The 13603-nt window shown below is 61.5% G+C and carries 16 protein-coding genes; 7 read left to right on the top strand and 9 right to left on the bottom strand.

All coding sequences use genetic code 11. The features are described from left to right. Positions 1-172 precede the first annotated feature (172 nt). Both ACK6BI_RS11375 and ACK6BI_RS11380 read left to right on the top strand, forming a co-directional pair. Entirely contained in the window at positions 173-1195 is a 1023-nt protein-coding gene (locus ACK6BI_RS11375; RefSeq protein ID WP_065259346.1) for a transporter, read from the top strand. Between the two features lie 253 nt (positions 1196-1448). Next, complete coding sequence (locus tag ACK6BI_RS11380) at positions 1449-3062, top strand: inorganic phosphate transporter (protein ID WP_409317134.1); 1614 nt, start codon at positions 1449-1451, stop codon at positions 3060-3062. Between the two features lie 53 nt (positions 3063-3115). Here the strand turns inward: ACK6BI_RS11380 and ACK6BI_RS11385 are convergent, their stop codons facing one another. Next, positions 3116-4012 carry a LysR family transcriptional regulator gene (locus tag ACK6BI_RS11385; RefSeq protein WP_409317135.1) on the bottom strand — a complete coding sequence of 299 codons (897 nt, stop codon included), beginning with the start codon at positions 4010-4012 and terminating at the stop codon, positions 3116-3118. A 120-nt stretch (positions 4013-4132) separates the two neighbouring features. On the opposite strand from ACK6BI_RS11385, the gene ACK6BI_RS11390 reads away from it, so the two are divergent. Beyond that, on the top strand, positions 4133-4888 hold the full coding sequence (locus tag ACK6BI_RS11390) for an SDR family NAD(P)-dependent oxidoreductase (protein ID WP_085709691.1): 756 nt from the start codon (positions 4133-4135) through the stop codon (positions 4886-4888). A 148-nt stretch (positions 4889-5036) separates the two neighbouring features. On the opposite strand, the gene ACK6BI_RS11395 is transcribed toward ACK6BI_RS11390, so the two are convergent. Beyond that, on the bottom strand, positions 5037-5474 hold the full coding sequence (locus ACK6BI_RS11395; protein WP_409317136.1) for a multidrug/biocide efflux PACE transporter: 438 nt from the start codon (positions 5472-5474) through the stop codon (positions 5037-5039). 88 nt (positions 5475-5562) lie between these two features. On the opposite strand from ACK6BI_RS11395, the gene ACK6BI_RS11400 reads away from it, so the two are divergent. Beyond that, the gene (locus ACK6BI_RS11400) at positions 5563-6417 is read left to right on the top strand and encodes a LysR family transcriptional regulator (protein WP_409317137.1); all 855 of its coding nucleotides are present in this window, start codon (positions 5563-5565) and stop codon (positions 6415-6417) included. Between the two features lie 4 nt (positions 6418-6421). Here the strand turns inward: ACK6BI_RS11400 and ACK6BI_RS11405 are convergent, their stop codons facing one another. Next, a complete protein-coding gene (locus ACK6BI_RS11405; RefSeq protein ID WP_409317138.1) occupies positions 6422-7258 on the bottom strand; it encodes a LysR family transcriptional regulator in 837 nt (278 codons plus the stop codon). 111 nt (positions 7259-7369) lie between these two features. Between ACK6BI_RS11405 and ACK6BI_RS11410 the strand changes: the two genes are divergently transcribed. Then, positions 7370-8095 (top strand): SDR family oxidoreductase, encoded by a 726-nt coding sequence (locus ACK6BI_RS11410; protein ID WP_409317139.1) that lies wholly within the window; start codon positions 7370-7372, stop codon positions 8093-8095. Between the two features lie 122 nt (positions 8096-8217). Here ACK6BI_RS11410 and ACK6BI_RS11415 read toward each other — a convergent pair whose 3' ends face one another. From ACK6BI_RS11415 to ACK6BI_RS11425, 3 genes are read right to left on the bottom strand one after another with little or no spacing between them, the layout of a single operon-like run. Continuing rightward, the gene (locus ACK6BI_RS11415) at positions 8218-9447 is read right to left on the bottom strand and encodes an RNA polymerase sigma factor (protein WP_409317140.1); all 1230 of its coding nucleotides are present in this window, start codon (positions 9445-9447) and stop codon (positions 8218-8220) included. Beyond that, positions 9440-9784, bottom strand: coding sequence for a YciI family protein (locus ACK6BI_RS11420; protein WP_409317141.1), 345 nt, complete (start codon positions 9782-9784; stop codon positions 9440-9442). The genes ACK6BI_RS11415 and ACK6BI_RS11420 overlap by 8 nt, the downstream gene beginning before the upstream one ends. 40 nt (positions 9785-9824) lie before the next feature. Continuing rightward, complete coding sequence (locus tag ACK6BI_RS11425; protein WP_409317142.1) at positions 9825-10250, bottom strand: YybH family protein; 426 nt, start codon at positions 10248-10250, stop codon at positions 9825-9827. A 142-nt stretch (positions 10251-10392) separates the two neighbouring features. Between ACK6BI_RS11425 and ACK6BI_RS11430 the strand changes: the two genes are divergently transcribed. After that, positions 10393-10884, top strand: a complete 492-nt coding sequence (locus ACK6BI_RS11430; RefSeq protein WP_409317143.1) for a GNAT family N-acetyltransferase — start codon at positions 10393-10395, stop codon at positions 10882-10884. Positions 10885-10895: 11 nt separating this feature from the next. After that, positions 10896-11501 (top strand): pyridoxamine 5'-phosphate oxidase family protein, encoded by a 606-nt coding sequence (locus ACK6BI_RS11435; protein WP_409317144.1) that lies wholly within the window; start codon positions 10896-10898, stop codon positions 11499-11501. 59 nt (positions 11502-11560) lie between these two features. On the opposite strand, the gene ACK6BI_RS11440 is transcribed toward ACK6BI_RS11435, so the two are convergent. From ACK6BI_RS11440 to ACK6BI_RS11450, 3 genes are all read right to left on the bottom strand, one after another. Then, positions 11561-12049, bottom strand: a complete 489-nt coding sequence (locus ACK6BI_RS11440; protein WP_085709682.1) for a GNAT family N-acetyltransferase — start codon at positions 12047-12049, stop codon at positions 11561-11563. A gap of 318 nt (positions 12050-12367) precedes the next feature. After that, on the bottom strand, positions 12368-12862 hold the full coding sequence (locus tag ACK6BI_RS11445) for a GyrI-like domain-containing protein (protein WP_409317145.1): 495 nt from the start codon (positions 12860-12862) through the stop codon (positions 12368-12370). Positions 12863-12931: 69 nt separating this feature from the next. Further along, positions 12932-13594 (bottom strand): LysE family translocator, encoded by a 663-nt coding sequence (locus ACK6BI_RS11450; RefSeq protein WP_409317146.1) that lies wholly within the window; start codon positions 13592-13594, stop codon positions 12932-12934. Positions 13595-13603: the final 9 nt, after the last annotated feature.

Consider the following 13603-nt stretch of genomic DNA (forward strand, 5'->3'; position numbering starts at 1 on the left):
ACTCATGCGTGATCGGCGTGCCAGAGCACTTCTTGAGAAAAATCCGACCGCCGGTAAGGCATTGATTTTGAGGTCATTTCATCGTCACCAAAACGTCACATTGCGTTGCGATGATGCGGCTCGGGTGAACCTGCAAATCCCGCAATCGACGCCTTCCCTGCAGCGAGACTTCATGAACCACAGCCTGGATATCAGCCATCGCGATCCTGATCTGTTCGGCCTGCTTTACGGCTTCCGTTTTCGCCCGGGCGAGCGCGGGCGCGAAGTGGATTCGGCGACCGCCCTGCGCTGTCTGCAGGACGACAGCGACAGCGACGAATTCCTCTGGCTGCACCTGAACCTGGCCCACGCCGCGTGCGAGCGCTGGATGAAAAGTCATCTGCAATTGCCCCAGGAATTTTTCGAGGCGCTGCATGAAGGTTCGCGCTCGACCCGCATCGAGCATGTGGATTCGGCGTTACTGGCGGTGGTCAACGACGTGGTGTTCAACCTCAGCAGCATGGTGTCGTCGGACGTGTCGACGCTGTGGGTCTGCGTGCGCAGCAAACTGATCGTCAGTGCGCGTCTGCAACCGTTGCACTCGGTGGACAAACTGCGTTCGTCGGTGAAGGCCGGCGAGTGCTTTCGCTCGCCGTCGGAATTGCTCGTGCACCTGTTGCGCGACCAGGGCGAAGTACTGACCCAGATCGTGCGCAAGACCAGCCTGAGCGTCGATCAGGTCGAAGACGAGTTGCTGTCCTCGCGACTGTCGACCAACCGCGCCGAACTCGGTGCCAACCGCCGGGTGCTGGTACGCCTGCAACGGCTGCTGGCGCTGGAACCGGGCTCGCTGCTGCGCCTGCTCAACCGACCGCCGTCCTGGTTGCAGAAGGAAGACGTCAAGGAGCTGCGCAAGTCCACCGAGGAGTTTGCGCTGATCATCAACGACCTCACGGCCCTCGGCGAGCGGATCAAGCTGTTGCAGGAAGAAATCGCCGCCAACGTCAACGAACAGAGCAACCGCACACTGTTCACCCTGACCGTGGTGACGGTGCTGGCGTTGCCGATCAACATCATCGCCGGTTTCTTCGGCATGAACGTCGGCGGGGTGCCGCTGGCCACCGATCCGGAAGGGTTCTGGATTCTGGTGGCGCTGGTGGCGACGTTCACCGCGATTGCCGGGCGCTGGGCGTTTCGCAAGCGCGGGGATTACTGATCCACCTGTGGCGAGGGAGCTTGCTCCCGCTCGGCTGCAAAGCAGTCGCAGAGTTCTTGGGGCGGGTTGCCTTAAAGATTGCGATAAACGGCTTGGGGGCGCTTCGCACCCCAGCGGGAGCAAGCTCCCTCTCCACAGTGCGTCCATATCAATGCGGGGCTAATCCGCCAAACACTGATCTATCGCAGATTCTCTGTAATATTTAGCAACGATCATGGGCAACACTCCTTCCCCCGCTCAGGATTGTCCGCCCATGGCTACTCCCTCCCTGACCGCCAGCCACGCCTCCGCTTCCAGTGGCAGGCCGGCGCTCGACAAGAAACCCGGCCCGTTCACGTATGTGGTGTTTTTTGCGGTGCTGGCGATGGGGCTGCTGTTCACCGCCTACAGCCTGATGCACGACATGCACCAACTCGGCACGGTGGTCACCACCTGGACCCCTTTTCTGCTGCTCGGCGTGGCGCTGTTGATTGCGCTGGGCTTCGAGTTCGTCAACGGTTTCCACGACACCGCCAACGCCGTGGCCACGGTGATTTACACCCATTCGCTGCCGCCGTATTTCGCGGTGGTCTGGTCGGGGTTCTTCAACTTCCTCGGCGTGCTGCTGTCGAGCGGCGCGGTGGCGTTCGGCATCATCGCGTTGCTGCCGGTGGAGCTGATTCTGCAGGTCGGCTCGTCCGCCGGTTTCGCGATGATCTTCGCCCTGCTGATCGCGGCGATCCTGTGGAACCTCGGCACTTGGTGGCTGGGCCTGCCGGCTTCGTCGTCGCACACACTGATCGGTTCGATCATCGGCGTTGGCGTGGCCAATGCCCTGATGCACGGTCGCGACGGCACTAGCGGTGTGGACTGGGCCCAGGCCATCAAGATCGGTTACGCGCTTTTGCTGTCGCCGTTGGTGGGCTTCGGTTGTGCTGCGCTGTTACTGCTGGCCCTGCGCGCCTTCGTGAAGAATCGTTCGCTGTACAAGGCGCCGGACGGCAACACCCCGCCGCCGTGGTGGATTCGCGGCCTGCTGATCGCCACCTGCACCGGCGTGTCCTTCGCCCACGGCTCCAATGACGGCCAGAAAGGCATGGGGCTGATCATGCTGATTCTGGTCGGCACCCTGCCGATGGCCTATGCCCTGAACCGCACCATGCCCGCCGATCAAACGTTGCAATTCGCAGCGGTGGCCGAAGTCACCCAGCAGGCGCTGGTGAAAAGCGCCCCGCTGCCGGCCCCGGCCGATCCACGCCCGGTGCTGGCCGATTACGTGCGCAGCAAGCAGGCCACACCGCAACTGGTTCCGGCCCTCGCGGCGCTGACCGGGCACATTGGCGACGAGGTGAAAGGCTACGGTTCGCTGTCGAAAGTCCCGGCGGAGGCCATGGGCAACGTGCGCAACGACATGTACCTGGCCAGTGAAACCATTCGCTTGATGGACAAGCACAAGGTCGGCACCTTCGATGCCGACACCACCAACAAACTGCAACTGTTCAAACAGCAGATCGACAACGCCACGCGGTTCATTCCGTTGTGGGTGAAGATTGCCGTGGCGATTGCGTTGGGGCTGGGCACCATGGTGGGCTGGAAGCGGATCGTGGTCACGGTCGGCGAGAAGATCGGCAAGACCCACCTGACTTACGCCCAGGGCGCCTCGGCGGAGACCGTGGCGATGCTGACCATCGGCGCCGCCGACATGTTCGGCCTGCCGGTGTCCACCACCCATGTGCTGTCCTCCGGTGTGGCCGGGACCATGGTCGCCAACGGCGGCGGCCTGCAGATGAAGACCATCCGCAACCTGCTGATGGCGTGGGTGCTGACGTTGCCGGCGGCGATTCTGCTGTCGGGCAGCCTGTATTGGCTGTTTACCCAGATCTTCTGATTAACCGGAATCCCTGTGAGAGCCTTTGCTCCCACAGGGATTTGCGGCAGGAGTCAGAGCGTCGAACGAATCAAATCCCCCAGCCAGTCCATGAACACCCGTACCCGCAACGGCAGATGCCGCTGCCGGGCATACAGCAGTGAGATGCCCATCGCCGGCGCGGTGTACTGCGGCAACACGGTCACAATCTCGCCGCTGTCCAGATAGCTGTTCATGCCGGTACGCGGCACCTGAATCAGACCAAAACCACCCAGGCACGCCGACTCGTAGGCATCGGTGCTGTTGACCGTGACACTGCCGGCCATCGGCACGCGGTGGACCTGGCCGCCCTGCTCGTAGACAAACCCTTCCGAACGCGAACCCAGCACCCCGACGTAGTGCACCAGTCGATGCTGCGCCAGGTCTTCAAGTGATTGCGGCACACCGTAGCGTTGCAGATACGCAGGGCTGGCGCAGTTGATCATGCTGAAATCCCCCAGGTGCCGCGCCACCACCGACTGATCGGGCTGCGCGCCGATGCGCACCACACAATCGAAGCCTTCGGCGAGCAGGTCGACGCGACGGTCGGTGCTGCTGATTTCCAGTTCCAGATTCGGATGCCGCGCCATGAATTCCGGCAGCTTCGGCATGATCAGCCGTCGCGACAGAATGTTCGGCATATCGACCCGGATCCGCCCGGTCAGCGACGCCTCGTCCTGACGGAACAGGTTCTCGATCTCGTCCATGTGCGACAGCAGATCCTTGCTGCGCTCGTACAGCGCGAGGCCGTCCTGAGTCGCCTGCACCCGCCGGGTGGTGCGTTGCAGCAGGCGTGTGCCGAGCAGGGTTTCCAGGGCCTGCACCTGCTCGGACACGGTCGAGCGCGGCAGCCCGAGGCTCTCTCCCGCCATCGTAAAACTCGACAACTCGCTGACCCGGACGAAGGTGCGCAGCAGTTCCAGTTTGTTCATGGGCCACCTGTTGATTGTTCGGAATCACCGACCAGTGATTCCGGTTTCAGTCTGTTTATCACCCCAAGGCGGATAAATAAACTTTGCTGCATCAACCGTCACCGCTCTCGAGGAAGACCCATGAACCGCAAAATCGCATTGATCACCGGTGCCAGCCGTGGCCTTGGCAAGAACGCCGCCCTGCATCTTGCCGCGCAAGGCGTGGACATCATCGGCACCTACAACAGCCGCGCCGATGAAGCGCAATCGCTGGTCGAGGAACTGAAAACACTCGGCGCCAACGCCGTGATGCTGCAACTGGATGTCGGTCGCAGCGAAGGCTTTGCCGACTTCGCCGTGCGGGTCGAACAAGCGCTGCAACAACTCGGGCAACCACGCTTTGATTTCCTGATCAACAACGCCGGGATTGGCGTGCATGCTTCCTTCGCCGACACCACGCCGGAGCAGTTCGACCTGCTGATGAATGTGCAGTTGAAAGGGCCGTTCTTCCTGACTCAGCAACTGCTGCCGCTGATCAACGATGGCGGGCGGATCATCAATATCTCCAGCGGTCTGGCCCGCTTCACCCTGCCGGGTTATGCGGCCTACGCGGCGATGAAAGGTGCGATGGAAGTGCTGACCCGTTATCAGGCCAAGGAGCTGGGCGCGCGGCAGATCGCCGTGAACATCCTGGCACCGGGTGCCATCGAAACCGACTTCGGCGGCGGCGCCGTGCGCGACAACTCGGCGCTGAACGCCATGGTCGCCAGCAACACCGCGCTGGGCCGCGCCGGACAGCCGGATGACATTGGTGGCGCGCTGGCGCTGTTGCTGTCGCCGGGGGCGCAGTGGATCAACGGTCAGCGCATTGAGGCGTCGGGCGGGATGTTTCTCTGATCCTGCAAAAGTGGCGAGGGAGCTTGCTCCCGCTGGGGTGCAAAGCACCCCCAAAACCGAGAGCAGGGAAATGCAGTCAGACCATATTCTCGGGTTTTGCGACGGCTTGGCCGTCGAGCGGGAGCAAGCTCCTTCGCCACAACCGTGTTTATCCCTGGCAAGCATTACGCATCACCAGCCGCTCGCGCACCAGGTCATAACCCCAGTGGTAGAGGTAGGTGTACGGCAGGAAGAACAGCAACACGCCGATATCGAGCAGGAACGCCTGCCACAGGCTGACCGACAGCCACCCGGCAATCAGCGGCACGCCCATCACGATCAGCCCGCCCTCGAACAGCAGCGCGTGCAGCACCCGCACCCAGGCATTGCGGGCGATGTTCCAGCGCTTGAGCATCCGGTCGAAAAAGCCGTTGAACACCACGTTCCAGCCCAGGGCCAGCAAAGCGATGGCAATGGTAACGGCGCCCATTTCCACCAGTGGCTTGCCCATGATCCACGCCAGCAGCGGGGTACAGATCAGGATCGCCAGCAGTTCGAAACCGATGGCCTGGAAAATACGTTCAGTGATGGATTTGTTGGCAGTCATGGCCGAAGTCCTCTGTGAAGATGGTTGCCATGATCCGGCACTACACCGATACTTCATAATCAGTAACCATCGATCAAGGCGATAGTTCATGGCCTCTCAAGAAGTGCTGCTGGCGTTTGTCCAAGCGGCGACTCAAGGCTCGTTTTCGGCGGCGGCGCGCAAACTCGGGCGCAGTCAATCCACTATCAGTGCGGCGGTGGCCAGTCTGGAGATCGATCTGGATCTGATTCTGTTCGACCGCAGCAGCCGCAAGCCGAGCCTGACCCCAGCCGGCCACGTGATGCTGCAACGGGCCGAGGCGATCCTGTCAGCCAACAGCCAACTGGAAATGACCGCTCGGCAATTGGCCCAGGGCGTCGAGCCGAAACTTACGGTGGCGATTTCCGACACTTATCAGTCCGACCGTTTCGAAGCCGCATTGGTGGGCTTCGAGCAGCGTTATCCGGATCTGGAACTGGAATGTCTGATCGCCGAGTGCGATGACCTGATCGAACTGGTGCAACGCGGTCGCGCGCACCTGGCGTTCGCCGAGATGCAGGACAATTACCCGCCGGATCTGGCGACCGCGACCGTCGCCGAGCGCACTGAAATCGCCCTGTTTGTCGGCCGAAACCATCCGTTGGCGACACTGAAATCCGTCGATCAGACGGCCCTTGAACAGCATCGCGAGCTGCGCCTGGCGACCATCGTCAATCCCTATGACAGTCGCGGCAAAGGCCGGGTGTGGTCGGCGCCGAGTTATCTGATGCTGCTGGAAATGGCCCAGAAAGGTTTTGGCTGGGCACCCCTGCCGCGCTGGCTGGTGGCGCATTTCGGCAACGACTCGCTGGTTGAACTGAACGTGCGCGGCTGGCCGAAACCGGTGTTCGTCGATGCGTTGTGGTCGCGGCTGTACCCGCCGGGGCCGGCGGGAAGCTGGTTGCTCGGCAAGATGCTTGAGTGAGGACTCAGGCAACGGCAATGGCCGGTGGCCGGTTGTGCTGGAAAAACTCATGCAACCCGCGCAGCGCCGGCAACTCCAGCGCCTGCGCCGCATAACACAACCCCACCCGGCGGGTCGGTGCCGGCAGGTGCAGCGCCCGCACGATGATCCGCTCATGCCCACGAACCAGCGACTGCGGCAGCATCGCCACCCCGACACCCGCCGCCACCATGTGCAACGCCTGTTGCAGTGACCCGGCATGCCCCGCCACCGCTTGCGGCGAACGCCCGTAAAGCGCCATCAATCGCTGATGGGACGGATGCTGCGGACAGGTGATCCAGTCCTCGATCGGCGCCCAGCCGGCTTGCGCGTTGGCCATCGGGTGATCGAGGGGCAGCGCCATCACATAGGACTCTTCCCACAGCGGCAGGAACAACTCGTCCTCGCAGCACATTTCCTCGACCGCCAACCTACCATCACCGTGACAACCCTCTTCCAGCGTCAGCAGCAGATTGGGCAATGCCTGATGAGCCATGCGCACGAAGGCTTCAATGTGACTGGCAGCGATGTCGCCCTCGATGCCGAGGGTCAGCGGCGCACGGTTTTCGCGACCGCGAAACATCCGGCTCAACGCCTCGGATTCGGCCACCATCCGTCGCGCCTGCGGGTACAGCAACCGCGCTTCGTCGCTGACTTCCACACCACGGGGCTGACGCACGAAAAGTGTCGCGCCGAGTTCTTCTTCCAGCTGTTTGATGGTGACCGACAACGTGGGCTGACTGATGAACAGCCGTTGCGCGGCGGCGGTGATGTTGCGCTCCTCGAACACGGCGAGGAAGGCCTTGAGATGGCGGATATCCATAGGAGATTCCGATAGCAGACAGAGAAATAAGGCATTTTTCAGCCTCCAGCGGGCTAAATATACTGCGTCCCGAATCTGGTTATTTGTTTTTCTTATTTCAGGAGTTCAACCATGAGCAAGCCATTGATCATCATCACCGGCGCCAGCTCGGGCATCGGCGAAGCCACCGCCCGCCGCTTGAGCGCTGCCGGTCACCCGCTGCTGTTGCTGGCCCGGCGCATTGAACGCCTGGAAGCACTGGCCCTGCCGAACACCCTGAACCGCCGCGTCGACATCACCGACCGCGACGCCTTGCTGGCCGCTGTGGCCGAGGCGCAAGCGCAGTTCGGCCCGGCCGACGCGCTGATCAACAATGCCGGGGTGATGCTGCTGGGCGAGATGGGCAAACAGGATCCGGCGCAGTGGGACCAGATGCTCGACGTCAACGTGAAGGGCCTGCTCAACGGCGTGCACGCGGTGGTCGCCGGGATGATCGAGCGCAAGCACGGCACCATCATCAATGTCAGCTCGGTGGCCGGACGCAAGACCTTCCCGAACCACGTGGCGTATGTCGGCACCAAGTTTGCGGTGCATGGCCTGTCGGAAAACCTGCGTGAAGAATTGGCGCCACACAACGTGCGGGTGACCACGATTGCGCCGGGCGCAGTCGAGACCGAGTTGTTGAGCCACACCACGGATGAGGCGATCAAGACCGGGTATCAGGCGTGGAAGCACGACATGGGCGGCACGGTGCTGAGCGCCGAAGATGTGGCGACGGCGATTGCCTATGCGTATGGGCAGCCGCAGGGGGTTTGTATTCGGGAGATTGTGATGGCGGCTACGCGTCAGCAAGCCTGATCCATTGTTACAGACCTAAATAGCCCCTTCGCGGGCAAGCCCGCTCCCACATTTGATCGCATTCCAATTGTGGGAGCGGGCTTGCCCGCGAAGAGGCCAATATTGCCAATGATCCTTTCGGATCACTCCAGTGCTTTAAGCCGCCCTTCAATAAACCGCCGCTCCGGCTCCTGCCGCGTCAACTCCAGCGCCCGGGTATAAGCCGCCCGAGCCTCCCCGACCCGCCCCAACTGCCGACAAAACTCCGCCCGCGCCGAATGCGCCAGGTGATAATCCTGCAACTCTCCGCGCTCCAGAATCCCTTCGATCAAGGTCAACCCGGCCTGCACCCCGTCGCGCTTGGCCACCGCCACTGCCCTGTTGAGTTCGATCACAGGCGACGGCACGGCCCGCAGTAATACGTCATACAGCCCGACGATCTGTTCCCAGTCCGTCTCCCCTGCTGTTGGCGCTTCAGCGTGCACCGCCGCAATCGCCGCTTGCAGGCAGTACGGCCCGAAGCGTCCGGTGGTCAGCGCCCGCTCCACCAGATCGCAGCCCTCGGCAATCAGCCCGGCATTCCACAGTTCGCGATCCTGATCATCCAGCAGAATCAGTTCCCCCTCCGGCGATGAGCGCGCCGACCGTCGCGACTCGTGCAGCAGCATCAACGCCAGCAGGCCCATGACTTCCGGGTCGGGCAACAACTCCAGCAACAACCGCCCCAGACGAATCGCCTCGCGAGTCAAATCCTCGCGGGTCACCTGGGCGCCACCGGATGCCGAGTAGCCTTCGTTGAACACCAGGTAAATCACTCGCAGCACACTGTCGAGACGCTCGGGCAATTCGTTCAGGCCCGGAACTTGATAAGGGATTTTTGCGTCGCGGATCTTTGCCTTGGCGCGCACGATGCGCTGGGCAATGGTCGCCGGAGCCGAGAGGAACGCCCGGGCGATTTCTTCGGTGGTGAGGTCGCAGACTTCGCGCAGGGTCAGCGGCACCTGTGCATCCGATGCCAGCGCCGGGTGGCAGCAGGTGAAAATCAGCCGCAGCCGATCGTCTTCCACGTCTTCGGCGTCCCATTCGGACTGTTCCAGCTCTTCCAGTTGCGCCAGCAACAACGGCTGCGAGGCCTTGAACCGTGCACGGCGGCGCAGTACGTCGATGGCCTTGAAGCGCCCGGCGGACACCAGCCACGCTCGTGGATTGTCCGGAACGCCATCCCGCTGCCAGCGCTCGACCGCGACGAAGAACGCCTCGTGCAAGGCTTCTTCGGCGAGGTCGAAATCGCCGAGCAGACGGATCAAGGTCGCGAGAATCCGCCGCGAGTCTTCGCGATAGACCTGCTCGACCCGGACCCTGACCTCAGACATTCAACTGCCGCACGGGACGCACTTCGACACTGCCGACCCGGGCCGCCGGAATGTGGCCGGCGACCTGAATGGCTTCATTGAGGTCCCGTGCGTCGATCAGGTAGAAACCGGCCAGTTGCTCCTTGGTCTCGGCGAACGGGCCGTCAGTGATCGACAACTTGCCGTTACGCATGCGCACCGTGGTGGCGGTCTGCACCGATTCCAGCGCTTCGGCGGCGATCATCCGGCCGCTGCCCTGGATCGACTCGGCATAGGCCCAACACTCGGCGTCTTCCGGGCTGTCGGGCGACGAATGCAGCAGGCGCTCATCGCTGTAGACCAGACATAAATACTTCATGGCGTTCTCCTGAATCGGACGGATCAACTATGGCTGAAGATCAGGGTTTCGCATCGAACAGGGTCGAGCCGGTCATCGGATCGAACGGTGCCGACCAGTGTTCGTGGGCAATTTTCCACGCTCCGCCAACCAGCCGATAGCAGGCGGTGGCGCGCATCCAGCAACTCTGGGTTTCACCCTTGTCATTGGTGCCGCCGCAGTTGGCCACCCAATGGGCGAAGGCGATGTTGTCCGAGGCTTCGATGGCAATCTCGTGAAACTCGAAGATGTGCGGGCCGGGGCACATTTCCATGCAGGCGATCCAGTGGGCGCGGTAGGCCTCCTTGCCCTTGAATTGCAGGGCCTTGATGGCGTCGAACGAAACGATGTCATCGGCATACAGGGTCATGACCTTGTCCACGTCCTTGGTCATCACGGCCTGGCGGTAGGTGTCGATGATGGCTTGAATCTGCGCTTGGGTACTCATGGGGGTTCTCCCTGTTTTTTGTTGTGAAGACACCCTTTGTCGTTCGGCGATCGGCCGTATCGACAATGTGAACAAAAAAATTCGCTTGCAAACAAAATCGCTAGAATCCGGGATTCATTTTTGCAGGAAAAAGGAAATTCCCGTGTCAGCCCGACTGGTACCTTACGAAAGCCTGAACGCCACCCAACGCCAACAGGTCGAGGCCATTGAAATCCACCCGGAGCAAATCAAGTTCTCCGGCGACATCCACGGCGCCCTGCACACGCTGCTGTCGAAACCCGGCCCCGGCGTGAAAGGTTTTGCGTTGCTGGCCGAGGACGTACCGGTGGCCTTCCTGCTGCTCAAGCGCCCACCGGTGTTGCCGGCCTGGGCCAATGAACACAGCGCCACCTTGCATGCCTTGCAGGTCGATCACCGGGCTCAGGGCAAGGGTTACGGCAAGGCCTGCCTGCTGGCACTGCCTGACGTTGCACGCCAGGCCTGGCCGGAGATCAAAGGGCTGGAACTGTCGGTGGACGCCGACAACGACGCCGCGATTGCGCTGTACGCCAAGTACGGCTTCGTCGACAGCGGCGAAGCGTACAAGGGGCGCATCGGTTACGAGCGGCGCATGGGCCTGTTCTTCCAATCGTAGAGGGAGCAACGATGATCGATTCAATCGAAGCGCTGGAAGCCATTTACGGCTTGCCCCACGAACGTGCCGTGCGCAAGCAGATCGGTTTTCTCAACGAAGACTATCAGGCGATGGTCCGGGTCTCGCCGCTGGTGATCGTCAGCTCGGTGGGCGCCGATGGCATCGACGGCTCTCCGCGTGGCGATGCGCCGGGGTTTGTGCGGATCATCGACGAGCGCACCCTGGCCCTGCCCGACCGCCCGGGCAACAACCGCATCGATACCTTGCGCAACGTGCTCCACGATCCACGGGTGTCGCTGCTGTTCATCATTCCGGGGATTGGCGAGACGTTACGGGTGAACGGCACCGCAACCATCAGCGCAGATCCGGAGTTGCTGGAAAGCTTTGCAGTCAACGGCAAACCGGCGCGCACGGTGTTGCTGGTGACCGTGGAGGCGGCGTTCTTCCATTGCTCGAAAGCGTTTGTGCGTTCGGATGCGTGGAATCCGCAAACCCATCTGCCGCGCTCGGCGCTGCCAACCGCTGGCGCGTTTCACAAGCGTTTGAATGACGGGCAGTTTGATGCCGAGGCTTATGATCGCGAGGCCCCGGCGCGGGTGCGTGACACCCTTTACTGACACCGCCCATCGATCGTTCCCACGCTCTGCGTGGGAACAATCAGGTCCGGGGCTGTTCTTCAGAGGGTCAGAATCATCTCATGCCACGCCATCCCGCCGTGGTCGGACTCGGACGGTTTGATGTAGGCAAAACCGAATCCGGCGTACAGCGGTATGTGCCGTTCCTTGCACATCAGGTGAATCGTTGCCTTGCCCTGGGCGCGCATGCGCTCGATGAACTCGCCCAGCAGACGTTTGGCCAGACCGAGGCCTTGATAATCCGGGTGCACCACCACCGACATGATCACCACGTTCGGTCCGGCCGGGTCGTGGCCGATCAGTTCCTTGAACGCCTCGTCGGACATCTGCACATCAAACGCCGCACCGGAGTTGATGAACCCGGCCACCTGCCCGTCCACTTCGGCGACGATGAAACCGTCCGGCCAGGTGGCGATACGCGTGGCGATTTTCTCGCGAGTCGCGGCTTCGTCGCCTTCGTAGGCGAGGGTCTCGATGGCGTAGCAGCGGTCCAGGTCGGCGGCGGTGACGTGGCGGATGACGGTGTTCATGGCGGCTCGAAATCAGTGAAAACGGGGCTGCCAAGAATAAAGGAATAAGGTGTTCATATCGATCCGCACGGGCAGCGTAAAGCCTGCGTATAAGCACTTTTCTTCGCAATCGGGACGGTCTATTCCTGAGCACTGTCTCTGATCACCCGAAGGGGGAAACAGCTTATGAGCAGCGTGGAAATCGGTTTGTTGATGGTGTTGGGCATCAGCGTCTTCGGCTTCATCACCCTGGGCATCGACCTGTTGCGGGCACGACGGATCAAGGGCAAATAGGACTCGAACGGCAGCGCGAAACAGGTTCGCGCTGCCGGTTGCCCATCAGGTTTTCTTTTCGACCGGAACGCAGATTTCCAGCTTTCCGGTTCTGAGCCTTGGATTGAAGTCGGCGCTGTAGCGCTCCAGCTCCGGGGCGTTCAGCCCTTTGTACTCGGACGCCGGCAGCCAGGTGTTGTAGATGTAATCAATGGTTTTCGGCAACTGATCCAGCGAACCCTTATGTTCGAACACCGCGTATTGACGTGGGAGAATTTCGATCCACGGATACTTTTCCTGCGGGAACTCATCAAGCTTGCTGATCTCGACGCCGGCCATGTAATCGAAACCGCCGTTGCCGTCGAAATTGCTGCAGACACCGTAGGTGACTTCGCCTTTCTGGCCGGGAATGTTTCCGATGTGCGGGATCAGTTTTTCCCACAGCGCCGAGATGTCCTGAACGGTCTTTTTGGTGAAACGGTCGCGAAAACCTGCAATCAGCAGGAAGTGTCCATGTTCGAAGCGAGGTTCAGCCACTTCGACGCGTTTTTGCTCATCCATGACTCGACTCCTTGGAACGAAAAAAGTGGGTTCGGCTGGGAGTATAGAAGCCAAACCCGATTCGCACATTTACAGCGCATGCAGGGCCTCGGCGGCGCCTGAGCCGACGAATTCGTTATAACCGGATACGATCACGTAGACCGCGAAATAGCAGAAGATCGCTGCAGATGCCAGGTAGGAATAGCGCAGCAGTTTGTCGCCCAGCAGCTTGCCGCCATGACTTGCGGCGAAGCACAGGCCCGCCGACCACAACAGCCCGGCACACAGGAAGCCGCCGAGGAACAGCGCCGAGCTCAAGGGGCCGCCGCCACCGGAACGGGCGATCAAGGTGCCGCCCACTGCCGCGAACCAGAGGATGGCGCTCGGCGACGACATGGCGAGAAAAATCCCCCGAAAGAATTCCTTGCGATGGGAGTTCTGGCCGACCTCCGCTGCCTGCGCCAGCTGCGCTTCATGATGAATGGCCGAATAAATCATCTTCGCCGCGAAGTAGATCAACAGCGCCGAGCCACCGATCCACAGCACCCAGCGCACGGTTTCGTATTGCAGCAGAACGGTCATCCCGGCCAGGGCCAGCACCGCGTAGATCAGGTCACCGACACAGGTCCCGAGACCCAGCGCGAAGCCCTGAAAATAGCCGCGCTGCATGGCCAGGGTGATCATCGCGATGTTGGCCACGCCGATGTCCAGGCACAGCGAAAGGCTCAGCAAGAAGCCGCTGGTGAATTCCATTGACCGTTT

This window comes from Pseudomonas sp. KCJK9016 (assembly GCF_046231795.1).
In the GTDB taxonomy this organism is placed as follows: domain Bacteria; phylum Pseudomonadota; class Gammaproteobacteria; order Pseudomonadales; family Pseudomonadaceae; genus Aquipseudomonas; species Aquipseudomonas bananamidigenes.